Origin of the sequence: Rubritalea sp., assembly GCF_051252225.1 — a bacterium.
Taxonomy (GTDB): domain Bacteria; phylum Verrucomicrobiota; class Verrucomicrobiia; order Verrucomicrobiales; family Akkermansiaceae; genus Rubritalea.
On the sequence record NZ_JBPOGE010000008.1, the window covers coordinates 72985 to 93384 of the forward strand.

At 47.9% G+C, this 20400-nt stretch carries 21 protein-coding genes; 14 read left to right on the forward strand and 7 right to left on the reverse strand.

The window, feature by feature from the left end:
* Nucleotides 1-4: 4 nt before the first annotated feature.
* Together ACSHX2_RS09630 and ACSHX2_RS09635 are read right to left on the reverse strand one after the other, a co-directional pair.
* Nucleotides 5-652 (reverse strand): hypothetical protein, encoded by a 648-nt coding sequence (locus tag ACSHX2_RS09630; RefSeq protein ID WP_435692728.1) that lies wholly within the window; start codon nt 650-652, stop codon nt 5-7.
* Between the two features lie 176 nt (nt 653-828).
* Nucleotides 829-1479, reverse strand: coding sequence for a PEP-CTERM sorting domain-containing protein (locus ACSHX2_RS09635; protein ID WP_435692729.1), 651 nt, complete (start codon nt 1477-1479; stop codon nt 829-831).
* A gap of 220 nt (nt 1480-1699) precedes the next feature.
* Between ACSHX2_RS09635 and ACSHX2_RS09640 the strand changes: the two genes are divergently transcribed.
* Together ACSHX2_RS09640 and ACSHX2_RS09645 are read left to right on the forward strand one after the other, a co-directional pair.
* Nucleotides 1700-3733, forward strand: a complete 2034-nt coding sequence (locus tag ACSHX2_RS09640) for a sensor histidine kinase (RefSeq protein WP_435692730.1) — start codon at nt 1700-1702, stop codon at nt 3731-3733.
* The gene (locus ACSHX2_RS09645) at nt 3730-4398 is read left to right on the forward strand and encodes a response regulator (RefSeq protein WP_435692731.1); all 669 of its coding nucleotides are present in this window, start codon (nt 3730-3732) and stop codon (nt 4396-4398) included. Before ACSHX2_RS09640 ends, ACSHX2_RS09645 begins: the two co-directional genes overlap by 4 nt.
* 59 nt (nt 4399-4457) lie before the next feature.
* On the opposite strand, the gene ACSHX2_RS09650 is transcribed toward ACSHX2_RS09645, so the two are convergent.
* A complete protein-coding gene (locus tag ACSHX2_RS09650; protein WP_435692732.1) occupies nt 4458-5381 on the reverse strand; it encodes a YHYH protein in 924 nt (307 codons plus the stop codon).
* Between the two features lie 12 nt (nt 5382-5393).
* The gene (locus tag ACSHX2_RS09655; RefSeq protein WP_435692733.1) at nt 5394-6740 is read right to left on the reverse strand and encodes a sulfatase-like hydrolase/transferase; all 1347 of its coding nucleotides are present in this window, start codon (nt 6738-6740) and stop codon (nt 5394-5396) included.
* Between the two features lie 113 nt (nt 6741-6853).
* Here ACSHX2_RS09655 and ACSHX2_RS09660 point away from each other — a divergent pair, with 113 nt between their 5' ends.
* From ACSHX2_RS09660 to ACSHX2_RS09675, 4 genes are all read left to right on the forward strand, one after another.
* Nucleotides 6854-7225 (forward strand): glutaredoxin, encoded by a 372-nt coding sequence (locus tag ACSHX2_RS09660; RefSeq protein ID WP_435692734.1) that lies wholly within the window; start codon nt 6854-6856, stop codon nt 7223-7225.
* Between the two features lie 105 nt (nt 7226-7330).
* The gene (locus tag ACSHX2_RS09665) at nt 7331-8698 is read left to right on the forward strand and encodes an apolipoprotein N-acyltransferase (RefSeq protein ID WP_435692735.1); all 1368 of its coding nucleotides are present in this window, start codon (nt 7331-7333) and stop codon (nt 8696-8698) included.
* 74 nt (nt 8699-8772) lie between these two features.
* Complete coding sequence (locus tag ACSHX2_RS09670) at nt 8773-9327, forward strand: LemA family protein (protein ID WP_435692736.1); 555 nt, start codon at nt 8773-8775, stop codon at nt 9325-9327.
* On the forward strand, nt 9320-10303 hold the full coding sequence (locus ACSHX2_RS09675; RefSeq protein ID WP_435692737.1) for a DUF3137 domain-containing protein: 984 nt from the start codon (nt 9320-9322) through the stop codon (nt 10301-10303). The genes ACSHX2_RS09670 and ACSHX2_RS09675 overlap by 8 nt, the downstream gene beginning before the upstream one ends.
* A 131-nt stretch (nt 10304-10434) precedes the next feature.
* Here the strand turns inward: ACSHX2_RS09675 and rlmN are convergent, their stop codons facing one another.
* Nucleotides 10435-11529 carry a 23S rRNA (adenine(2503)-C(2))-methyltransferase RlmN gene (gene rlmN / locus ACSHX2_RS09680; RefSeq protein ID WP_435692738.1) on the reverse strand — a complete coding sequence of 365 codons (1095 nt, stop codon included), beginning with the start codon at nt 11527-11529 and terminating at the stop codon, nt 10435-10437.
* A gap of 120 nt (nt 11530-11649) precedes the next feature.
* Here rlmN and purD point away from each other — a divergent pair, with 120 nt between their 5' ends.
* Nucleotides 11650-12900, forward strand: a complete 1251-nt coding sequence (gene purD, locus ACSHX2_RS09685; protein WP_435692739.1) for a phosphoribosylamine--glycine ligase — start codon at nt 11650-11652, stop codon at nt 12898-12900.
* Nucleotides 12901-13009: 109 nt separating this feature from the next.
* On the opposite strand, the gene ACSHX2_RS09690 is transcribed toward purD, so the two are convergent.
* On the reverse strand, nt 13010-13627 hold the full coding sequence (locus ACSHX2_RS09690; protein ID WP_435692740.1) for a hypothetical protein: 618 nt from the start codon (nt 13625-13627) through the stop codon (nt 13010-13012).
* Nucleotides 13628-13633: 6 nt separating this feature from the next.
* Entirely contained in the window at nt 13634-14149 is a 516-nt protein-coding gene (locus ACSHX2_RS09695) for a hypothetical protein (RefSeq protein ID WP_435692741.1), read from the reverse strand.
* A gap of 183 nt (nt 14150-14332) precedes the next feature.
* On the opposite strand from ACSHX2_RS09695, the gene ACSHX2_RS09700 reads away from it, so the two are divergent.
* The 7 genes from ACSHX2_RS09700 to ACSHX2_RS09730 all read left to right on the forward strand — a co-directional run bounded on the left by ACSHX2_RS09700 (nt 14333) and on the right by ACSHX2_RS09730 (nt 20344).
* A complete protein-coding gene (locus ACSHX2_RS09700; RefSeq protein ID WP_435692742.1) occupies nt 14333-15424 on the forward strand; it encodes a TraR/DksA family transcriptional regulator in 1092 nt (363 codons plus the stop codon).
* A 156-nt stretch (nt 15425-15580) separates the two neighbouring features.
* The gene (gene rpmG, locus ACSHX2_RS09705) at nt 15581-15754 is read left to right on the forward strand and encodes a 50S ribosomal protein L33 (protein WP_435692743.1); all 174 of its coding nucleotides are present in this window, start codon (nt 15581-15583) and stop codon (nt 15752-15754) included.
* A gap of 29 nt (nt 15755-15783) precedes the next feature.
* Entirely contained in the window at nt 15784-16029 is a 246-nt protein-coding gene (gene rpsR / locus ACSHX2_RS09710; protein ID WP_435692744.1) for a 30S ribosomal protein S18, read from the forward strand.
* 105 nt (nt 16030-16134) lie between these two features.
* On the forward strand, nt 16135-16929 hold the full coding sequence (gene folE2, locus ACSHX2_RS09715; RefSeq protein ID WP_435692745.1) for a GTP cyclohydrolase FolE2: 795 nt from the start codon (nt 16135-16137) through the stop codon (nt 16927-16929).
* Nucleotides 16930-17172: 243 nt separating this feature from the next.
* Nucleotides 17173-17739, forward strand: coding sequence for a hypothetical protein (locus ACSHX2_RS09720; RefSeq protein WP_435692746.1), 567 nt, complete (start codon nt 17173-17175; stop codon nt 17737-17739).
* Complete coding sequence (locus ACSHX2_RS09725) at nt 17739-18308, forward strand: prepilin-type N-terminal cleavage/methylation domain-containing protein (RefSeq protein ID WP_435692747.1); 570 nt, start codon at nt 17739-17741, stop codon at nt 18306-18308. The genes ACSHX2_RS09720 and ACSHX2_RS09725 overlap by 1 nt, the downstream gene beginning before the upstream one ends.
* A 71-nt stretch (nt 18309-18379) precedes the next feature.
* Nucleotides 18380-20344 carry a hypothetical protein gene (locus ACSHX2_RS09730; protein ID WP_435692748.1) on the forward strand — a complete coding sequence of 655 codons (1965 nt, stop codon included), beginning with the start codon at nt 18380-18382 and terminating at the stop codon, nt 20342-20344.
* Nucleotides 20345-20400: the final 56 nt, after the last annotated feature.

Here is a 20400-nt window from a genome sequence, read left to right on the forward strand (position 1 = left end):
GTAATTATCTGCTGCGGCTGAGAGTCAGGGTTAAATCTCCGAAGCCGAGAAGGGCGGCTGAACGCGTTTCTGGAGCTTCCACTACGTCACCATTTACGATCACGTTGTCGATCTGCATATGCCCGCCAGTAAAGGCATCAATATTGATGCGCACTTCTAATTCGCCAGCATTGGCGAAACCGCTTAGGTCAAGATCGTACGAGGTAATATTGTTATTAGTGGCAACTAGAGTCTTTGCCGGTCCACCATCAAGAAGCACATCCACAGAATAGGTGTTGTCATTATTGGAATTGGTAATCACGTCAAATGTTAGACTCGCAAGATCGAGCTTCTTACCTGAACCAGCTGTGAGGGTAAACATCTCGTAATCACCAGCGTTTGCCTTTTCAGCCGCTGACCCCGCAGCAGAGGTGAATGACGAATGGATGTCACCTTTTGTAAAGAGCTGCAGGCCGACTCCTTGAAATACAGATGACCTAGTGCCAGCAGCTGTGGTGCTGGCATTCCAAGTGACACGAGCAGAGCTGGCGTCACCAGAAATAAGCTTATATTCGGCAGGGGCAGTGAAAACATACTGTACCAAAACCTCTGCTTGTGATGACAGGGCGCTTGCGCAGAACGTGGCGCAGATAAGTCCTAATCTTAGTTTCATTTTTGGTTTTACTGTGTTGTTTGCAATGGGTGGCGCAGGCTTCCATGCTGCTACTGGTGAGAAAAAATGCTTGGAACAAAAAGAGACATTGTTCCAAGATTATTCAGGCTTTTTAAAAAAAGCCCCCCGATTACTCGGAGAGCTTTTGTGAAAATAAAATACTTCGCTGGACGCAATTACTTGCGGCGGCGAAGGATCAGTGCGAGGCCGCCAAGGCCGAGAAGAGAGGCTGAACTCGGTTCTGGAACTGCCACTACGTCACCATTAACGATCACGTTATCAATCTGCATGTTGCCACTATTAAAGACATCCATGTTAATTCGGAATTCAATGGATTCGACATCCGACGCAAAACCAGTTAGATCAAGGTCAAACGGGCCATCAGCAGTCGTGCTCGCAAGAAGCTCAACTGCTGTGAGAGAGCCATCAGCATATGCATCAACGTGGTATGCAGTAGCTCCTTGATTAGCGGTTAAATCAAAAGTGAGATTAGTAAGGTCCAGAGTATACCCTGAACCAGCGCTGAGGGTGAATGTCATGGAATCACCAGCGTCTGCACCCTCAGCTGCTGATCCCGCAGTAGAGGTGAATGCCGTATTGAGGCCACCATTGGCAAAGAGCTGCAGGCCGTCTCCTTGAAATATAGATGCGCTAGTATCAGCCGCGGTAATTGTAGCATTCCAAGTGACACGAGCAGAGCTGGCTGTACCTGAAATAATGTTATAATCGGCAGGGTCATTGAACTGGTAATCTACCAGAACAGCAGCTTGGGATGATAGGGCGCTCGCGCAGAAAGCGGCGCTGATAATTCCTAATGTTTTTTTCATTATGTTGCTTTGTTTTATATTGAGGAGTTTGATAACTGATTGTCAGCACTGATTCTTGCAGTGATTCCCACAAGTGATCAGGATATCTTCAATAGATCTTTTGTAACCATACCCAAAAACACACTTTTGAATATCGGTCGTTCGACCGACAATGATCACGGGGGGCGATGAGGGTGTATTTCTTCATGTCCGAGCAAGGATCACCATGGTAGACAGAGGCATGTTCGCCACCAAGAGACGAGTCAGACTGTTTACCTTCATGGCTCTTTCGCTTTTATGGGCTGTGAACATGGTGGCTGCTGCTCCACCCGAGAAGCGCTCTCTGGACGAATTAAAGCAGAGGCTGGTGGAGATCGATGCCGAGCTCGATCAACTCGCCCAGTTCACCTTACGCGGTGGCGCTGGAAACATCGGATGGTTCTCAAAGCCAGGCAAGAATCTATCCCGCTCCGAATGGGCCGAAATCCAACTCCCGGAAGACAGCCAGTTTGATCGGGTCGTGCTGGTGCCCCTACTCTGGAATGACGCTGAATCTGGTCCACAGGCAACCAGTTTCCCAGAGGCATTCAAAATCGTTGCCGGAGTCGAAGGTGACAGCAAGGGGCAAGTCATTGCCAGCGTCGGCCCCGATGAAGATATGCTGCCGCGGCTGGCCCCGCTTGTTATTGACCTTCCTCCAACAAGGGCATCATGGGTGCGGGTGGAATCCACACAGCTTTCGCCATGGGCACGCGATGAACGGTTTGTTCTTGGCTTCTCTGAGATCATGGTCTTCAGCGGAGAACGAAACATTGCCTTGATGCAACCCGTCCGAGTATCGTCCGTCGTTGGCGGATGGGGAGAGGTGGCCCTCTCACCGCACGCGCTGACCGACGGCTTCACCCCCTTCCTCATGGACGCCCAAGGAGACTACAGCACCCCCTACTTCTGCTTCTTTCCTGATAAGGTGCCTTATTCTTTCGTCGTGGACTTGGGGAGCAGTCACCTAGTAGATGGATTGCGCATCCATAGTACTGACCAAACCGAACACATCCCCCAGATATTTCCGGTCGATTTCGGAATCCCTTATCACCTCCTCGTGGAAGGATCCAACCATGCGGATTTTTTAGAACGCACGATCTTGCTCGAGTATAAGCGGAACTCAGCATATGACGCTGGCCCCATTTTGACTCGAAATGTCACTGCAACTAGCAGTCGCTACATACGCTTCTCGGCTCTGACCCCTTACCAAATGCCACCAGAGAGCAGTGATAAAAACTCGATGGGACTGGCCGAGTTCGAGGTCCTTGCCGATGGGCAGAATGTGGCTAAAAACAAACAGGTCATTTTTCCCAACCGGAGACGAGATAAAGGGGCCAGGCACTTCAATAAGGGATCTATTACCGATGGCAAAAACCATTTCGGAGAAATCCTGACAAGCCGCGATTGGATGGAGCAACTGGCGCGCCGGCACGATCTGGAGGTAAGCCGTCCGGGTATCATCCGTGAAATCAACCACCACCAAGCGCGCCAACAAACCACTCTCCGATGGATGATCTGGATCTCGGTGCTGCTCTTTGTCGGGATCGGGATAGCCATCCTCCTAGGCCGGATACTTCGTCAACGAGCCATTCTGAAAACCCGTGAGCGGATAGCCGCCAATCTTCACGATGAACTGGGGGCCAATCTGAATGCCATCTCACTGCTCGGAGAATACGCACAGGCTTTAATCGCAGATAAGAAGAAGGACAATTCATTGAGCCATTTGTCCGAAACAGTCGGGAAAGTAAGCAATCTCTCTACTGAAGCAGAACAGGCAGCCCGGCGCTGCACCAACCTCCTGAAGGCAACCGGAGGATACGAAAACCTAGTCGAGGAACTAGAGCGCAGCGCTGACCGATTGCTGGCTGATATCGAGTACGAAACTCACATTGAAAACGAGAAAATGCTCATCAGCTTAGCACCTCGGAAGCGACTAGATCTGGTGCTATTTCACAAAGAATGCCTCAACAATGCAGTGCGCCACGCAAAAGCGGACAAGGTAATTACCCACCTATCAGGCACTCCTAGAGGCATTTCTCTGAGTGTCACCGACGACGGCGTTGGCCTTTCTCAATCATCCCCCCCCGAGGTGCCCGCCTCACTCAGGAGCCGGGCAAAACTCCTCGGAGGCAAGGTCACTGCGAGCAGCCCGGAAGGGGGAGGCTCTTGCATCACTGTGTTTATCAGCTTTCGTCGGAGTCTGTTTGGCCTTACATTCCCATTGTCATCATGAAAAGCAGTACCCGAATCATGCTCATTGAAGATAGCCCTGCCTACCGGCAAGTCATCGAGCACACGACCAATAATGACGATTCGCTGGAGCTTATCGACCAGTTCGCCAGTGCCGAGGGAGCATTACGCAACTTGCGGAAAGCATCCGGCGAACTAGCTCCTGACGTATTGTTGCTCGATCTCAATCTGCCGGGGATGTCGGGGATCGAAGCCATACCCGATCTACTGGAAGAAATGCCCGACACAAAAATCATTGTCCTGACCCAGTCAGGAAAAGAAGCCGATGTGCTAGCAGCCGTGCGCAAGGGCGCAGCCGGATACTTGCTCAAAAGCTCGTCACTGGTGCGGCTGAAGGATGCAATCCGGAACGTGACCAACGGCGGTGCTGCCATCGACCCAATGATGGCAAAATACCTGCTTAGTTCGATTAAGGACGAAGCTCCGCAGGGCGACTCTGATGCTATTCTCTCGAATCGAGAGATCGAGGTGCTCACTCTCATCGGGGAGGGTTTTGTGAAAAAGGAAATCGCAAGCGAGCTGAACATCACCCACCGGACAGTGGCGACCCATATCGAGCGCATTTACAATAAGCTGGGAGTCAAAAACGCTCCCGCCGCCGTCTCCGAGGCGTATCAGTCCGGGATATTGCCCGCTGGAGATCAATAGTTCAAGCAGGCGGCAATGGCGGACTTGGGGGGATATCAAGATTTGCTATTTTACTTACTTCATCTTGGTCTGCTGTGGCGTTTTTTGAATGTCGGTGAGGGAGCTCCTCTAAAAAAGCGTGGCACGAATGGGAACTCGGCAGTGATGTAATAATGGTAAGTACCTTCTGGGAATTCTGGAGTTTTGCCGAATCTGCCGTTTGCCTGATCGAGGTCGCCAGAGCCTTCTTTGTAATCATAATCTTGGACGAATGTACCATCGTATGAGCCGCCTGGTTCTAGTGAGTTGGTGGTTTGGCGGACGCGTTTGAGAGATTTTGGGTCGATGCTTCCTGGGCGGTCTCCTGATTTTAACTGATAGCTGGAGTGCATTTCCTTGAGACCTTTCGATGGATCATTCGGGTCAACGTAACCGAATTTGGCATAGATGGGGAAGCCGTCGGCTGCCCATCCAACGAGAGTCATTTGTTTTTTCTCAGCTTTAGATTTCTGGATGATTTCAATGAGGCCGGTTGGCATGCCGTGGTAGTGGTAGGCGCCATTGGGTTGGACGTGGGCGTGATGGATATCCTCTCCTAGATCTATTTTCCCAGAGAGAGCTTCGTAGTTCCATCCAGTGGTGCGGTCGTTGTTCCAATATTCAGCTGTGTTGGGGTCAAAGAGGACGCCGTTCGTTGCGATTCCGAATGCCTGCCGCTCTAGCGGGGTGAACTTCTCAGCAACGACTCCTTTTTCTGGAACTGCGTGGCGGTAGTTCTGAGTGGTGATAGAATGAGGGTTTCTTTTGTTAGGAAACTTACCTGTAGTGTGGTTGGCGATACCATTTGCGTGGATGTGCCTTTGTTCATTGTCCGTACTGATTTCTATTTTTGAGGCAGAGCTGTGCTGGACACCGTCGCCACCAGTGTGGGCGGCATCGTGAGCATAGATGGCTTGGGTGGTCGGGATTATGCTGAAAAGTGTGATGCTAAGTAGTTTGTTCATGACGGTAGAAAATTATTTTGAGCGGCGGGGTTTGCTTTGGCTGAAGTCAGGTGTGGGTTTCGATGGATCGTAGTTCGGATTAGGCTGGGGGATTGCAGCATTGACGCTTTCTAGCTGAGCGAAAAGTTGTTGCTTAAGATTTTTAGCGAGGCCGGGTTGAGTCTTGCTAAGGTCGTTTGATTCAGCGGGGTCATTGTGGATATCAAAAATAGCGGAATGCTGTTTCTCGTAGTCGAAGAGGATTTTATATTGGCCGGTAATAAGCGCGCTTTGTGGCGAGGATTTTTGGTAGTGAGGAAAATGAAAGAGGAGTGGCTTCTGTCGTTGGATAGGCTTTCCCGTGAAGAGTGGGCTGATGTCAGTGCCTTCTATGTGACTAGGAGGCGACTCGGCTGATGCGAGCTGACAGAAGGTTGGGAAGAAATCGATTGCTGAAATGGGTGCATGTGACCAACTGTTTGCTGGTATATTAGGGCCTGTGATAACGAAGGGGACACGAATGCCGCCTTCGTCTAGTGAGCCTTTTCCGCCTTGAAGTTTACTCGAACGGCCGCTGGCTCCATTATCGCTCATGTAGATGACGTAGGTGTTATCTAGGAGCTTCTTTTCTTTTAAGAACTCCATGAGTACTCCAACACCTTCATCAAGATCAGAGGCGAGGGCGATCCGTTGCACCGATCTTTCTTTGTCATTGGGTAAGAGTTTTGAGAATTTTTCTATATTCTTTTTTGAAGCGTTTTGCGGGGAGTGCAGTGCGAGGTAAGACATTTGTAAATAGAAGGGCTTTTCTCCAGAGTCTGTGATGAAGGCTTTGGCTCTGTCGGTCATTCCAAAAATATCTACGGGATTTGGGTCCTCGAACTTTATGGATTGCTCGTTGCCTATGTCGCCGTCACTGACATTAAATCCGTGTGCTTCTGGACCTCCACCGCCTATGTGCCACTTACCAAAGTGTGCCGTGTTATAGCCAGCTTGCTGAAGTGATGCAGCAAAGGTGGGATCTTTAATGTTTTTTGCTGAGGATGCTGCTAGATACTTGGTGTTTTCGGAAGATTTTAGAACTGGGGAAGCCTTACACCATTGTAGAGCTGCTGGGCTTTTCCCTGTGAGAAGGCTTACACGTGTAGGGGCGCAAACCGGAGCAGGGGCGTAGGCTGCGGAAAAACGCATGCCTTGGGCTGCGAGCTTCGCAAGGTTTGGTGTCTGGTGTTTGTCGCTCGAAGATGAAAAGCTGGGATGCATAGGCGCCGATGTGGCGTCCCAGTGCTGGTCATCCGAGAGTAGGAGAATGATATTCGGCTGTGAGCTGGCTGGCGCACTGTGAATGAGCAGGCTGCATAGGAGGAAATAAAGGCGCATGAGGTATAAACAAAGATCTTATGGTGAAGTTGCAGCTTTTCTTATCGATGTGAATCTAGAGTTGCACGTAGTGAGAGTGGATGTAGGTTAACGCTATTCAAATTGATAAAATTATGAGCCAAGATATAAAAGTTGTAGCTTACCTGAAGACTTACTGTGGTTGGAGTGAAGGCGTGCGTGCGATTCTTCGTAAGTACGACCTCCAGTGGGAAGAGAAAGATATTATTAAGAACACAGCGTTCCGTTGGGAAATGGAACAGAAGAGTGGTCAGCCACTCAGTCCCTGTGTGGAAGTGAATGGCACGATGCTCGCCGATGTTTCTGGTGACGAGGTAGAAGCGTGGATGATCGAGAATGGACTTCTTGCGGCTTCCGAAGCTGAAGCAGATGCTCCGACTGATTCCGCTTGTACAGACGCAGAGCACGATGCAATGGCGCGCGGCGAAGTCCCGGGTGCTACCCAGAAGATTAATTTCTTTGAGTAGACGTTTCACGTTATTTTTTTCAAGAGCCGTTCTCGTTTGAGGACGGCTTTTTTGTGGGTAGGAATAGGTTGTTTTGGCTGATGAATCTGTTATTTCTTAGGCTTGATGTTAGAGTTTTCTAAGAATTTATCTTTGTGGGTGAGGATTGGTTTTGTGGGGCTGAGTGCCCTGCTAGCAGTATCCGTGTTTGCTCCATTTTCTTATAGCTATTTGTCTCTTGTCGCATGGGTGCCATTGTTAGTTGCTCTCACTGGTACTTCAGTGAAGGTGGCGACCCGATTGGGTTTTTTACATGGAGTTTGCTTGTTTGGGGGTACCATGGGGTGGTTAGCAAATGTGTTTCAAACTATGAGCTGGGCGGTATACCCATTGGTGTTAGTTTTAGCATTTTTTTCGGCAATCTTTGGGCTTGGTTATGGAATAGCCCAGACGTGTTGGAAAGGTGGATGGAGATTAGCCGTGTTTGGTGCTCTCTGGTGGGGCGCGGTGGAGTTTATCCGGTCTGAACTCTTCTTGCTCAAATTTTCTTGGATGACTCCGGGGCTAGGTTTTGAACCACAGTTTCTGACTTCGGTAGTCGGAGTCTATGGAATGAGTGTGCTCATCATCTTGTTTGGAATGTTGATTATTTGTCTGCGTAAACCTTGGTTTGGAGGTGCGGGTTTAGTTGTGTTGCTGCTTGTTAGCTTCATCCCACGTTCTGTTCCGTCTGAACCATCCCTGAGGGTGCTCGCGCTTCAGGCTGAGTTTGCCACTATTCATCGCTATAAAGAGCTCGTTGCGAGTTGTGAGGAGGATATCGATGTTATTCTGTTTCCTGAGTATGCGATAGAGGTCGATCTCGAGAGGTCTGACCGTATGCGCCAAAAGTTAATGGATCTGGCAAAAGAGAGGGATGCTCTAGTCATAGTCGGAGCTAGGACTGACCTTGATATGGGTGAGCATTATAATTCAGCTGTCGTGCTGGATAAGAATGGAATATTGGGGACGCATCACAAGAATCACCCCGTGCATTTTTTTAATGATGGGAAAAAGGGAGAAGTCGCAGAGCCGGTCATGACCTCGCTTGGATCGATAGGTTCGCCAATCTGTTTTGATAATGATTACGAAGGAGTGGTGAGGCGAATGGCCGACGCAGGCGCTGAAATGTTTTTAGTGCCAAGTCTCGATGCTAAGCACTGGGGAGAACGTCAGCATTACATGCACTCTGAATTATTTCGACACAGAGCTGCTGAGAGTGGGCGTTGGTTCCTGGTCGCGGCAGGATCAGGGGTGACTCAGCTTATTGACCCGACAGGTGTCAGGGTAGATTCCTTGCCAATAATGGAGGAAGGAGCCTTGTATGCCAGAGTGTCAAGGGTGAGTGGGGCGACCATATACACGCGTATTGGTTGGGTGCTTCCTTGGGGCTGGATTGGGCTCTCGCTGCTCGCTCTAGTTTATTGCCTGTATCAATTATTAAAAAAGAAGTGATACGAATGAGTACAAAATTCTACTGAACTTATTATGGCGGTGATGTGGTGGAGTCGTTAGAAGTATCTATGGTAATGCTTTTAGCTAATTCTCGAATCCTTTTCCTAGCGGCACTTTTCATTTTGCCGCTGTTGGCATTGATCGTGATGTATAATGGGCATGTGAGCCGGAGAAATGCGGTGGAGTATGCCTTTAGTTCGATCGATGTGCAGTTGAAGAAGCGTTGGGATCTGATTCCTCGTTTGGTGGAGACAGCAAAAGGGTACGCCAAACATGAGAAGGAAGTTTTTGAGAGGGTGATAGAAGCGCGGGCTCAGGCTCAGTCCGCTCGAGGAGACGAAAGGTTTCGGAGAGAGGGGGAGGTTTCTCAAGAGTTGCCGAGGTTGATCGCGCTGGGTGAACGCTATCCAGAGTTGAAGTCGGATGCTCAGTTTTTGAACTTACAGCGCAATTTAACAGAAATCGAGAGTCAGATCTCGGCTGCACGGCGTGCCTATAATGCAGCGATCACTGAATATAACGATGGAGTGCAGATGTTTCCCTCGAGTCTGGTGGCGGGGATGTTTGGATTTAAGCGGCGGGAATGGTTTCAGATAGAAGCCTCAGAGACGGAGGTGAAAAGTGTTTAGTCGTGAGCAAGTGATAGCTGTGATCGAGCAGCAGGCTGGTTTGTTAGGTGAGCTCGAGGATCAGCGCCAAGTTGCTCTCAAAAAGCAAAAGAAGGGCAATGGTTTTGTGGGGGTAGCTGCGCTCGTATGGCTGTTGATTGGAGTCATGATCATGAGTTCGTCTGATATAGGTCTCATGGGTCTCATTATCGCTGTAGTGGGTTTTGTGATTAGCTTTTGTGTTCTAAATGCCGTTTTTATCGGGAAGCACAGGAAGGAGTATCTTCAGGCTTATAAAGAAAGAGTACTGACTGAAGTGACTAAGGCGATTCAACCAGGCATGCAGTACCGGCCACATGAGGGGATCTCTGAGGCTTTGTTTAAAAGCCCAGGGTTAATCAAGTCGCGGATTGATCGCTATCACTCTGAAGACTTATTCTCAGGACGAGTAGGCGAGACCGAGCTATATTTTTCTGAGGTGAAGGCAGAGAGGAAAGATACCTCTACGGATTCAAAAGGAAGGACGCAGACATCTTGGAAAACATTATTTGATGGTGTGTTCTTTATGGCTGATTTTCACAAGGATTTTTCCACTTGGGCGACCGTGACCCCTGATTTTGCGGAGCGTACTTTTGGTTGGCTTGGCAAGAAGCTTCAGAAGCTCGGTGGAAGTGTGATCCATCTAGAGAACCCCGAGTTTGAAAAAGCCTTCGTGGTGCGAGGTGGAGACCAAGTGGAGGTGCGCTATGTGCTCACGCCTGATATGCAGGAACGCTTATTAAAGCTTCGCTCAGTGCTTGGCGATAATGTGATGTTCGCCTTCAAGGACTCCAAGGTGGTGATGCTTTTTGCAACACATGGAAACTGGTTTGAGCCCGATTTCAAGAAGCCGAGTTATGACGTGAGTCAGATTGAAAAATTTGTGATGGAGATGCAAACCTGCTGCGAGGTGGTCGAGACGATGAATCTCAATACCCGCATCTGGACGAAGGTTTAAAAAGCTTCAGTTTCTCAAAGTATGATGGAGCTACTGATGAATATAATTTTAGTCATTACTGGGGTAGTGACTTTACTGGAGGTGGCTCTGTTCATTGTGAGAGCATTTAAATAGAGCCTCAGCCTAGATTGCTAATCTAGAGAGATCTTACCATCTGCAGTCTCTTGCTTGAGGCGGAGTTGGCCACAGGCGGCGTCGATGTCGTGACCTTTTTCGATGCGTAGAGTGGTTGTCACATCGTTGTTGCGGACAATGTCACGGAACTTGTAGCAATGCTCTTCGGAGGGGCGTTCCCACTCTAGTCCTTCAACGGTGTTGTAGGGAATGAGGTTGACGAGAGCTCCGAGTGACTTAGCGCGTTTCGCTAGAATCGAAGCTTGTTCGAGCTCGTCGTTGATTCCTTTAATCAGGATGTACTCGAAGGTGATGCGCTTCTTTGACTTTGATTTATAGTAATGGAGCGCATCAAAAAGTTCCTCGATTTTCCACTTCGAGTTGACTGGCATGATCTTGTCACGCGTGTCGTTGGTGGCGCCGTGGAGGGAGATTGCAAGGCGGATCTGCTGTGGGCGATCTGCTAGCTTTTTGATCATTGGGGCGAGACCTGAGGTGGATATGGTAATGTGGCGAGCACCGATGTTGAGACCCCAATTACCTGTGATGATGTCCAGAGCTTGGTTGAGATTCTTAAAGTTTGCTAAGGGCTCGCCCATTCCCATGAAGACTATGTTGTTGATCTTGCGGCCCGCGTGTTTTTCGACTGCCATCAGCTGACCGACAATTTCGTCAGCAGTGAGGTTACGCGTGAATCCGTCGAGTCCAGATGCGCAGAATTTACATCCGTAAGCACAGCCAACTTGAGAGGATACACAAGCGGTGTGGCGATCTGATTTCTCGCCATAGAGCGCAGGAGAAGCTGGGATGAGGACGGTTTCTACGTAGCGACCGTCATGCAGTTTGAAGAGGTACTTGCGCGTTGTGTCTTCGGAGCCTTGTACACGCACTAACTCGAGCGGGCTCATGCGGAAGTTGTTCTTCAGTGTGTCGCGAAGACCCGCAGGGAGATTTAGCATTTCGTCCACAGAGTCAGCACGATGTTTGTAAATCCATTCGAGTGCTTGCTGCACGCGGTAGGCTGGCTGGCCATGTTCTTCTTTGAGAAGTGTGGTCAGGTCATCGGATGTGTAGCCGAGAAGGCTAGGAAGTGCTTGTGGTTTAAGGCTCACTCTGCGTGTTTTTGCCACTTTAACGCAATTGTCGAGAAAATCCCGTCAGAAAAGCGAAGTGAGTTAAACTAAAAATCGTACTTGGACAATTGGCTTGGGTGAGTATGAATCGGCGCAGATATGAAAATTTTGGTTGTAGGAAAAGGTGGGCGCGAGCATGCGCTTTTGACAGCATTCAACGAATCTCCAACGGAAACAGAGCTATACAGCTTTCCTGGAAGCGATGCGATTGCAGAGATTGCGACGCGCGTGGAGGTCGCTGGGCTTGATGAATTGATCGCGTGGATGCTGGCTAATAAGATCGAACTCTGTGTCGCAGGTGAAGAAAGTTACCTAGTGACTGGAGAAGGTCTTGCGAATCTCTGTGAGAAGGAAGGGATCCCTTGTTGGGGGCCGCATTTCCAATCTGCACAGCTCGAAGCTTCTAAAGAATTTGCGAAAGAGTTCATGCTTCGCCATGACATTCCTACAGGAGCAGCCACAGGTTGTGCTGACATCGAGGAAGCGCGCGCGGCGATCAATGGCGTGTACCCAACGGTTCTCAAGTTCGACGGACTCGCAGCAGGTAAAGGTGTTGCGGTGTGTCCAGACGAAGCGACTGCTGAAGAATTTTTAAATGAAGTGCTCGTCGAGCGCCGTTTCGGTGAAGGCCGTCTTCTGGTGGAAGAATGTCTCATCGGTCCAGAGGTTTCGGTGTTTGCAGCTGTGGTAGATGACAAGTATCTCATTTTCACGCCTGCGCGTGACTACAAGCGTGCTCTTGATGGTGACCATGGTCCAAATACAGGTGGTATGGGAGCCGTGGCATCGCGTCAGCTAGTCAGCCAAGAGTTGCTTGATCAAATAGAGCAAGAGATCGTGAAGCCTACAGTGGACGGTCTCGTGAAAGATAATCTTCCGTATCGTGGATTTATTTACTTTGGTTTGATGATCACAGAGGCTGGTCCAAAGATTATCGAATACAATTGCCGTTTCGGTGATCCTGAGTGTCAGGCTGTGATGCCAATCGTTGGCGGTGACCTGGCACAGTTCTGTTTCGACGGAGCAAAAGGTGAGCTCAACTCTGATCTTCTGAGCTTCAGTGAGGGGTGGTCCGTTTGTCTTGTTCGCGCTTCTGCTGGCTACCCAGAAACATCCCGCAGTGGTGACGTGATCACTGGCTTTGGCGATGTCGAAGGTGCACGTGTGTATCATGCCGGTACTCGCAAGAATGCAAATGGTGAGTGGGAAACAAATGGTGGCCGTGTACTTGCTGTCGTCGCTGGTGGCGATGATCGTACTTCTGCTGTGAAGGCAGCTTATGCTCAGCTGGAGAAAGTGACTTTCCCTGGCATGCTGAGCCGTACAGACATCGGTACATTCAACTTCTAGACAAAGAATAAATTTGCGAGTGAGGAACGATGGGTTTCTCACTCTGCTAAAAAAGAAAAGGCGAGCACCTGAAATGCTCGCCTTTTTTGTGATCTGAATTTCTGGAACCCTAGAGTTCGTCGATGATGTCAGCGCAGAACTGAGACCAAGTTTCGAGCCTATCGTAGTAGTCAGAGTTGAGGGTGTTTGGTGTGCTGAGCTGGAGGTCAGCTATGGCGTCTTCGTTTGATTTTACAGAAGTGCCTTCGACTTCAAAGAGGTGAACGACTCCAAGATGGACTTGGCCAACTTCGTTTGAGTCGTCGTTGAGCAGTCCAATGATCTTCTGGGTGTAGGTTCCATCGATGACCACTTCTTCCGCGATTTCGCGCTCCACGCCGGCCATGTAAGTTTCATAGCCAAGGTGGTCTTCACGCTCATCTTCAGGGTTTATGTGCCCACCAATGCCCATTGAGCGCTTGGCATGGAGACGGGCTTCACCGCCAGCCTTACCGCGTGAGTAATGCACGAACTTACCATTGAGACGAATCAGCACGTAAGGGATGATCTGCTTGTGGCTCGGATCGTCTTCCGCGGCACCGCGATCCATGAAGGAGTTATTCTTGGGATCGAGGATGGATGGAAGGAAACTGTCGACATCAGTGTTGATACCTTGAAAGGAACCGAGGCTGTCGAAGAGGTTGCGGGTGATGACGAGCACTTGCTCGCCTTTGTAGTCTTTAGCCATTGGAAATTAGGTTGCTTGGGATTTCACGAAATCAGCGATCTGTTGGATGTCGCCATCTGCAGCCCAAACGTGACGCAAGAAGTCAGCAGGGTGGATGTTGCCATTTTCGCGGAGGAAGCGGCGATCGCCACCACAGCCGTACATGATGTTTGGATCGAGTTCCCCACGGAGCTTATGCTCAGCTTTTGAGATGATGCGTTTAAGGTAGGTGATACCATCGTACTCATCTGTTTTAGATGGGAGTTCGCTAGAGGTGATCTCGTGTTGGCTCAGTGTTCCCTTTTGAACAACATGGAAGTAGTCACGGCGTACAGCTGCTACGAGTAGGGCTGTGGATTCAGTGGGCTCACCGGCATCTCCTAAGTCTTCGATGAAGTCGAAGAGTTCCCGCGGCTTATAGCCGATAGATTGAAGGAAGGTGATGTCATCCTCAGTGTAGTAAGAATCGTAGTCGGAATTGCCGCTGCGGTAGGCCTCAATGCAGCGACGAAAGAGTTTTAAAAATTGGTCATTCCAAGTCATGAGCAAGACATTGGCTTGTTAGTGAAGGTGTGTCAAATCCTCAGACTCTAAGCTTTCCAGAGGGGTCCGAAGAGTCGTTTTTCCTTGCGTTGGTGTCAGAAATCTTTAACTCGATAGTGCTAAATCTCGTAATGCTTTAGATTTCCTATCTAGTTATAAACCTAAATAAAACCACCTAACTCCATGGCACCCAAAAAGAAACAAGGCAGAAAGGTCGCGAAGAAGGCGGCTAAAAAGAATGCTGGGAAGAAAGTTGCCTCGAAGGGGGCTGCAAAAAAAATAGCGAAAAAGTCAGTAAAAAAAGCAGTCGTAAAAAAACAGCCTAAAAAAGCAGCTGGTAAGAAGGTGAAAGTGGCCAAGAAGGCTGTATCCAAAAAAGTCGTCAAGAAAACCGTTTCAAAGACAGCTAAGAAGACAGCTAAGAAGACAGCTAAGAAGACAGTTGCGAAAAAATCAGTGAAGAAGGTTGTCAAAAAAACAGCTAAGAGCGCTGCAGTCAAGAAGGCTAAAGTTGTAAAGAAAACTGTGAAAAAGGTAGCCAAAAAGGTAGCCAAAAAGGCCACTAAAAAATCAGTGAAGAAGGCTGTTAAGAAAGTCGCTAAAAAAGCGACCAAGAAGAAAACTATTTCTAAACCTACAAAGAAGACTGCCCAAAAGAAGTCTGCGAGCAAACCAGCGAAAAAGGCTTCAAAAAAAGCTACGGCAAAGGTGGCACAAAAGTCAAAACCAGTGGCTAAATCAGCGAAAAAGGCTGCGAAAAAGTCCACAGCTAAATCCTCTCCGCCTAAAAAGGCACCCCAACCAAAAAATACTAAGAAAAAAGCAATGAAGGAGATCCTGAAAAGCCCTGTAAAACTCACCGCATTTATCAAGAAGCAGCACCAGCGTCTACTCGACCTGCGTGATGAACTTGTAGATACCACCTTTGATAAAGCTCAGGATACCCTGAGGAATCATCCAGAGGGGAGCGAGGCTAATGGTTCAGGAATGCATCAGGGGGATGCTGGTAGCGATGCTTATGACCGTGACCTAGCTCTAAATATTCTCTCCAAAGAGCACGATGCGCTTTATGAGATCGAGGAAGCTATTAGCCGAGTTGGGCGGGGGACTTATGGTCTATGTGAAATGTCTGGTGACAAGATTCCTAAAGAGCGTCTGGAGGCTATACCGTTCTGTCGACTTACTGTGCAGTGCCAAGAGCGATGGGAAGGGAAGCATGGTAAGAACCGTTACCGTCGTGAAGATGAAGCGGGATTCACTGGTTTGACGATGTAACTCTCTCGATAATACCTTATTACACTCATCATGGAGCTTAAACTGTGATGGGTGTTTCATTTTTGTGAGTAAAAATATGAGAAAATAGATCGGTTTGTCTTGACGAGTCGTCCAGTTTCGGTAGCTTGCGCCTCCCAAATTCTAATTTTTTAAACCATGTCACGTGATATCATCATCCTCGAATGTACAGAAGCCCGCGCAGAAGGTAAATCTCCTTCCCGCTACACATCCACACGAAACAAGAAGAGCCTGAATACTCCAGGTCGTCTTGAAAAAGTTAAGTATAATCCTAAACTTCGTCGTCGTACTCTCCACCGTGAGCTTCGTTAATCGCATTTCAAACTAACAAATTTACTATTATGTCTACTGAACCTAAGACAATTGAGCGCCGCATCGCTTTCCGCAAGGCTAACCGTTGCATGACGCGCCGTCGTATCGATCTTCCAGCTGAGCACATCAACTTCAAGAACGCTGATACACTTACAAAATTCACTTCTGAAACTGGCAAGATTCTTCCACGTCGTGTGACTGGTGTTTCTGCTAAGCTTCACCGCAAGATCACTCGCGAAATTAAGCGTGCTCGTTCCTGCAACCTCCTTCCATAACCTGGAAGACTCTGGGTGTTGATACCAGATAAATGGTTTCCCCGAGCTAGTCCGGCCTTTTCTGGACTAGCTCGCTTTGTTTACTAAAATTATTTTATAAATTCCATGCCTGCTGAGATTCAGCCATTGAAAGATACTCAAAACGAACGAGACGATCGCAACATAGCAATCGACCGCGTAGGAGTGAAAGCTCTTCGTTTTCCTGTAGAAGTCCGCGAAAAAGAAGGTGGTAGCCAGCGTACTGTCGCTATGACAGCTTTGGCTGTAGACCTTCCTGAGCACTTCAAAGGTACCCATATGAGCCGCTTTGTAGAAGTGCTCAATAGTCATGGGAACTGCCTTGATGTGCGTGAGATGAAGGCTGTTCCTGAGGAAATGCTGGAGAGGCTTGAGGCTTCTAGAGCACATGTAGAGTTCGAATTCCCATTTTTCCGTACCAAAGCAGCTCCCGTTACAGGCAAAGGTGGAGTGATGGACTATACCGTTCGTTTTGAAGTTGAAGCGTGTTCCAACGGCGATTCAGATTTCGTTTGTACTGTGATGGTGCCGGTGGCGACTCTCTGTCCTTGTTCTAAGGCTATTTCAGAATACGGCGCGCACAATCAACGTGGCTTAGTGACCTTCGCTGTACGTTCGAAGCAGCCGATCTGGGTTGAAGACCTCATTGATCTAGTAGAATCCTCTGCGAGTTGTGAGCTCTATAGTTTACTTAAGAGACCTGATGAAAAATACGTGACAGAAAGAGCTTACGAAAACCCAGTTTTCGTGGAAGATCTTGTGCGTAATATTGCAGGTAAGGCGAATGCTCAGGATAATATCACTTGGTACAAAGTGGAGGCTGAGAATTTCGAGTCGATCCACAATCATAATGCTTACGCAATGATCGAGAAACATGCCTAATATTGAGAGTAAGCGTGGTTAGTTCGAATTTATTCTAACACGAAATACTAAAATTTTTCGAGAAGGCCGCGTTAGATCGCGGCCTTTTCTTGTACCTAGCCGTGAAGATGTGATCTGAATTTGGCTAAAGCCTAGTGATCTCTACCTTAATTACTAAAGGTCTGCCTAGGGCTGTCTAAGTTTATGATTGTCTGATTCACTAGATGTGCTTTACTAATTCTCTCCCCGTGATTTCAGATATTCATGAAAACAACTCTTTCAGACTCAAAGCTGTTACTGACGAATGCCGCAGATGCTCCCCCCGGTGTTCTAAAACGTAAGGGAAGCTTCTTAGTGGAGGCCTCCGTTTCTCTGTTTATTCTCGTTTCTATAGCTATAGTTCTTGTTAATGCTTCGTTTAATATTTTACAGCCTCGCTCGTGGGTGATGAAGCAGAATCTAGCGGATGCTTACCTTTCGCAGGAAGTAGCCGCTGCGAATAATGTAGCTTTCGCAAATATTGAAGCAGGAACCTCGGCTTGGGGGGGGGGGGCATTGTCCGCGCCCGCTGTTCAGGCACTAGGCTTGTTACCGGGATTTAGTCTTGGAACAGGAAATGGTAGAGCATATAATGGTCAGATAATGCGCCAGAGGACGACACTTCAAGGGACCCAGCTAGCAGCAGGGCTCCTTTTTCGACCAACTAACTCTGGTGGAGCTTTGACCACTGCTCAAATGGGTATTCGAGCATACCAGCTAGAGAGTCATGTGTCTTACGTGATAAATGGTAAAACTTTTATTAAATCTCGAACTGTAGTACGCTCAGAATAATGAAAGTACTAAAACCTAAAAGTAAGAAGGGATATACTCTGATAGAATTATCAGTAGTCATGGTGCTTGTTGTTTTGATCGCGAGCACTCTCACTACTATGTTGAATCAGCAGTTACAGTTTCTTAAGTGGTGGAATACCCAGAAATTTATTGCCGAGGATGCACCGTTAGTAAATAATATGGTAGTTCGTCTATTCTCTCAGGCTGACGCTTTTAGAGTGTGCAATGACCATGCTGCTGCTCTAGCTGGCACAGGGCTGACTGTTACCGTTGATGGTCTTGGTGCTAATGTATATCAAGGATCAGCTATTATCGTTGGCTTTTCCCAGTCCGACGGAGGGGATAAACGTTATGGAATAATTAGTTATAATGCTGTGAGTCAGATTATCGAGTATAGTATAGTTACTAATATTGGAGGCGTTTTAACTATCGCTGCTGGGGACAGATGGACGATGGCTAGTAACGTTGCTTCGGCCGTTTTTTCTGTCCAAGGTAGCGGTATTATGCAACTCACCCTGACTGGCCCCTATGGAGGCCAAATAACCTATGCTGCATCACCATCATTATGAAAAATGCTACTCTATCTAGGCCGCGAAAAGGTGTCGTAACACTGATGACCACTGTAGTGATCTGTTCTTTTATGCTAGCACTTGTTGCTATACAATATCGTGCAGCTATCCGTAATTTAGAAGGTCAAAAAAAGGTGCAGTTATCGATAGACTATGAAGGTCGAGAGCAGGCATTTCTTCGATCAGTGGTGACGATGACACCGGTATATGCTGCGAATACGATGGCAGAAAACTCAGCGAATAATGCCACTCGACCAAGGGCTGTAAGGAGGTTTAACCACATGTATACAGCAGCGATGGCTTGGTCTAATATGTCTGCAGCTCGTAGTGCTGCCACACATAGTGCTATAGAAAATGCGTTAGGCGTTGCCACTGCATATAATGGGAATACCGCGGATGCTTCAGCGGCCCAGACAGTTGATGAAATTATAGGTGAAGTTGATGCTAATGGGGCGTATAGTAGTGGCTTAAGAGCTGGGTATTCACCGAGTGCAGCTGATACTGCACGTACTAGTTACACCGGCTACCCTCTACAGCTCACAGAGCGACCTGGCGCAAACATAGCAGCCCTAAATGCTTCATGGGCTCCGATCATCTCGTCTGATCTCACTTATAACGCAACAACTAATATAGGAGATGACCGTGACTTTTTAGATACGGTGCCTTATCCCGATATTCATTTTGGCTACGGTACACCAGGTCTACCATTTCTGGCTCGACATAACTGGTGGCAATTATACCTCCATAGCCAGATTAAAGATGTGGCTAATACAGGTCTCGGGCAAACTTCCTATAGTGGTAATGAGTACATCCTTTCGCTTTATGAGGTGCCTGCTCAGTTAGCAATCAGTTCTTCAGCATTTTCGAACATAGGTCAGATCAATAATACAGCATGGGGAGCTAATATTAGTGTGGCAGGTAATGTTTATGCTAAAGATGCTAATGTGCAGGCGGGGGCAAACCTGACTGGTTTGTCTACAACTAGGGGCGAGACTATGAATGGAGGTTTAGTCGGAGGCTATGACGCTACTTATACTCAAGATAGTCGCAACATGTATGAATCAACGACAAATGTCGGGCAATTTTTCCCGATTTCTCAGGCATCTGACTTTGCACGTAGTATTTTCATTCCGATCAACACTGGTACAGAATTTTTCGATCGCTATGCCAGAGCTAACCCAGCCAAAACTACTAATCGTTCTAGTCAAGAGAGTTGGGCTGAGTATACGCGTGGGTGCCATCAAGCCGCAATGCAGCTGGATGTAACAGCTACTGTGGCATCTGATGCGTTAGCCTTAGATGCGAGTTCTACGATAACAGATCAAACTCCTACACAGGTTACATTGACCTACAAAACGGATGGTGGTCTAAACCAAACGATATTTATTTTTGATACAGTAAGTGGCTCATTACCAAGTGGTTCACAAAGTGGGGTTTGGCCATTTTATACTAAGTTTCAAGGTGCGCAGCCCGTTCTAGTGGTGGATGTTGCCCAATTGGTTAACTATTTAATTAACGACGCCACAGTGAATACCAGTAGATTTGATATTAATCATTCTATAGTTGTTAATGCTGATTACACGATATCGGGTATCGAGAACCCCCAAGATCCTACTTTTGCTGGAACTCATTTAGCCGTTGAGATGGCTGGAGCTGAAAATTTGACAGCTTTTAATACTAAAGGTTTTTCATTTATAACAAACTACACGCTTAATCTTCTCGATGATTTAAATATATACGGGAGAGATCTAGTTCTTGACAGTCCACCTTATCCAGCATTGTCAATGTTTGCTCCAGCCATTCGTTATGGCGCAACATCAGGCTCACGTCAGGTGGATTTGAGGGGTAGTGTCGGCAGTCTTAAGGAGAATGATAGTACAACACGTGCAGATTTACTAGATCTGAAGGCGGTAGATGCAGGCTCAGACCCAGCATTATCTGCACAAATCTCCGCTACTTTACTTCCTATTACAGCTATTACTGACTTACCTCCTATAAATGTAATGAACTGGCTTGTGGTACTACGAAAAAAGTAACAGTTGTTTTCGTATGAACTAAATAAGAAAAAGCTTGAGCTGTGAGAGCTCAGGCT

What these genes read in the sequence shown, in the direction of transcription:
- purD (WP_435692739.1), top strand. Translation starts at nt 11,650, where the DNA reads ATGAAAATTTTGGTTGTAGGAAAAGGTGGGCGCGAGCATGCGCTTTTG.
- ACSHX2_RS09690 (WP_435692740.1), bottom strand. Translation starts at nt 13,627, where the DNA reads ATGGCTAAAGACTACAAAGGCGAGCAAGTGCTCGTCATCACCCGCAAC.
- ACSHX2_RS09665 (WP_435692735.1), top strand. Translation starts at nt 7,331, where the DNA reads ATGTTAGAGTTTTCTAAGAATTTATCTTTGTGGGTGAGGATTGGTTTT.
- ACSHX2_RS09660 (WP_435692734.1), top strand. Translation starts at nt 6,854, where the DNA reads ATGAGCCAAGATATAAAAGTTGTAGCTTACCTGAAGACTTACTGTGGT.
- ACSHX2_RS09695 (WP_435692741.1), bottom strand. Translation starts at nt 14,149, where the DNA reads ATGACTTGGAATGACCAATTTTTAAAACTCTTTCGTCGCTGCATTGAG.
- ACSHX2_RS09730 (WP_435692748.1), top strand. Translation starts at nt 18,380, where the DNA reads ATGCTAGCACTTGTTGCTATACAATATCGTGCAGCTATCCGTAATTTA.
- ACSHX2_RS09630 (WP_435692728.1), bottom strand. Translation starts at nt 652, where the DNA reads ATGAAACTAAGATTAGGACTTATCTGCGCCACGTTCTGCGCAAGCGCC.
- ACSHX2_RS09635 (WP_435692729.1), bottom strand. Translation starts at nt 1,479, where the DNA reads ATGAAAAAAACATTAGGAATTATCAGCGCCGCTTTCTGCGCGAGCGCC.
- ACSHX2_RS09720 (WP_435692746.1), top strand. Translation starts at nt 17,173, where the DNA reads ATGAAAACAACTCTTTCAGACTCAAAGCTGTTACTGACGAATGCCGCA.
- rpsR (WP_435692744.1), top strand. Translation starts at nt 15,784, where the DNA reads ATGTCTACTGAACCTAAGACAATTGAGCGCCGCATCGCTTTCCGCAAG.
- ACSHX2_RS09640 (WP_435692730.1), top strand. Translation starts at nt 1,700, where the DNA reads ATGTTCGCCACCAAGAGACGAGTCAGACTGTTTACCTTCATGGCTCTT.
- rpmG (WP_435692743.1), top strand. Translation starts at nt 15,581, where the DNA reads ATGTCACGTGATATCATCATCCTCGAATGTACAGAAGCCCGCGCAGAA.
- ACSHX2_RS09645 (WP_435692731.1), top strand. Translation starts at nt 3,730, where the DNA reads ATGAAAAGCAGTACCCGAATCATGCTCATTGAAGATAGCCCTGCCTAC.
- ACSHX2_RS09725 (WP_435692747.1), top strand. Translation starts at nt 17,739, where the DNA reads ATGAAAGTACTAAAACCTAAAAGTAAGAAGGGATATACTCTGATAGAA.
- ACSHX2_RS09650 (WP_435692732.1), bottom strand. Translation starts at nt 5,381, where the DNA reads ATGAACAAACTACTTAGCATCACACTTTTCAGCATAATCCCGACCACC.
- ACSHX2_RS09700 (WP_435692742.1), top strand. Translation starts at nt 14,333, where the DNA reads ATGGCACCCAAAAAGAAACAAGGCAGAAAGGTCGCGAAGAAGGCGGCT.
- ACSHX2_RS09670 (WP_435692736.1), top strand. Translation starts at nt 8,773, where the DNA reads ATGCTTTTAGCTAATTCTCGAATCCTTTTCCTAGCGGCACTTTTCATT.
- folE2 (WP_435692745.1), top strand. Translation starts at nt 16,135, where the DNA reads ATGCCTGCTGAGATTCAGCCATTGAAAGATACTCAAAACGAACGAGAC.
- ACSHX2_RS09655 (WP_435692733.1), bottom strand. Translation starts at nt 6,740, where the DNA reads ATGCGCCTTTATTTCCTCCTATGCAGCCTGCTCATTCACAGTGCGCCA.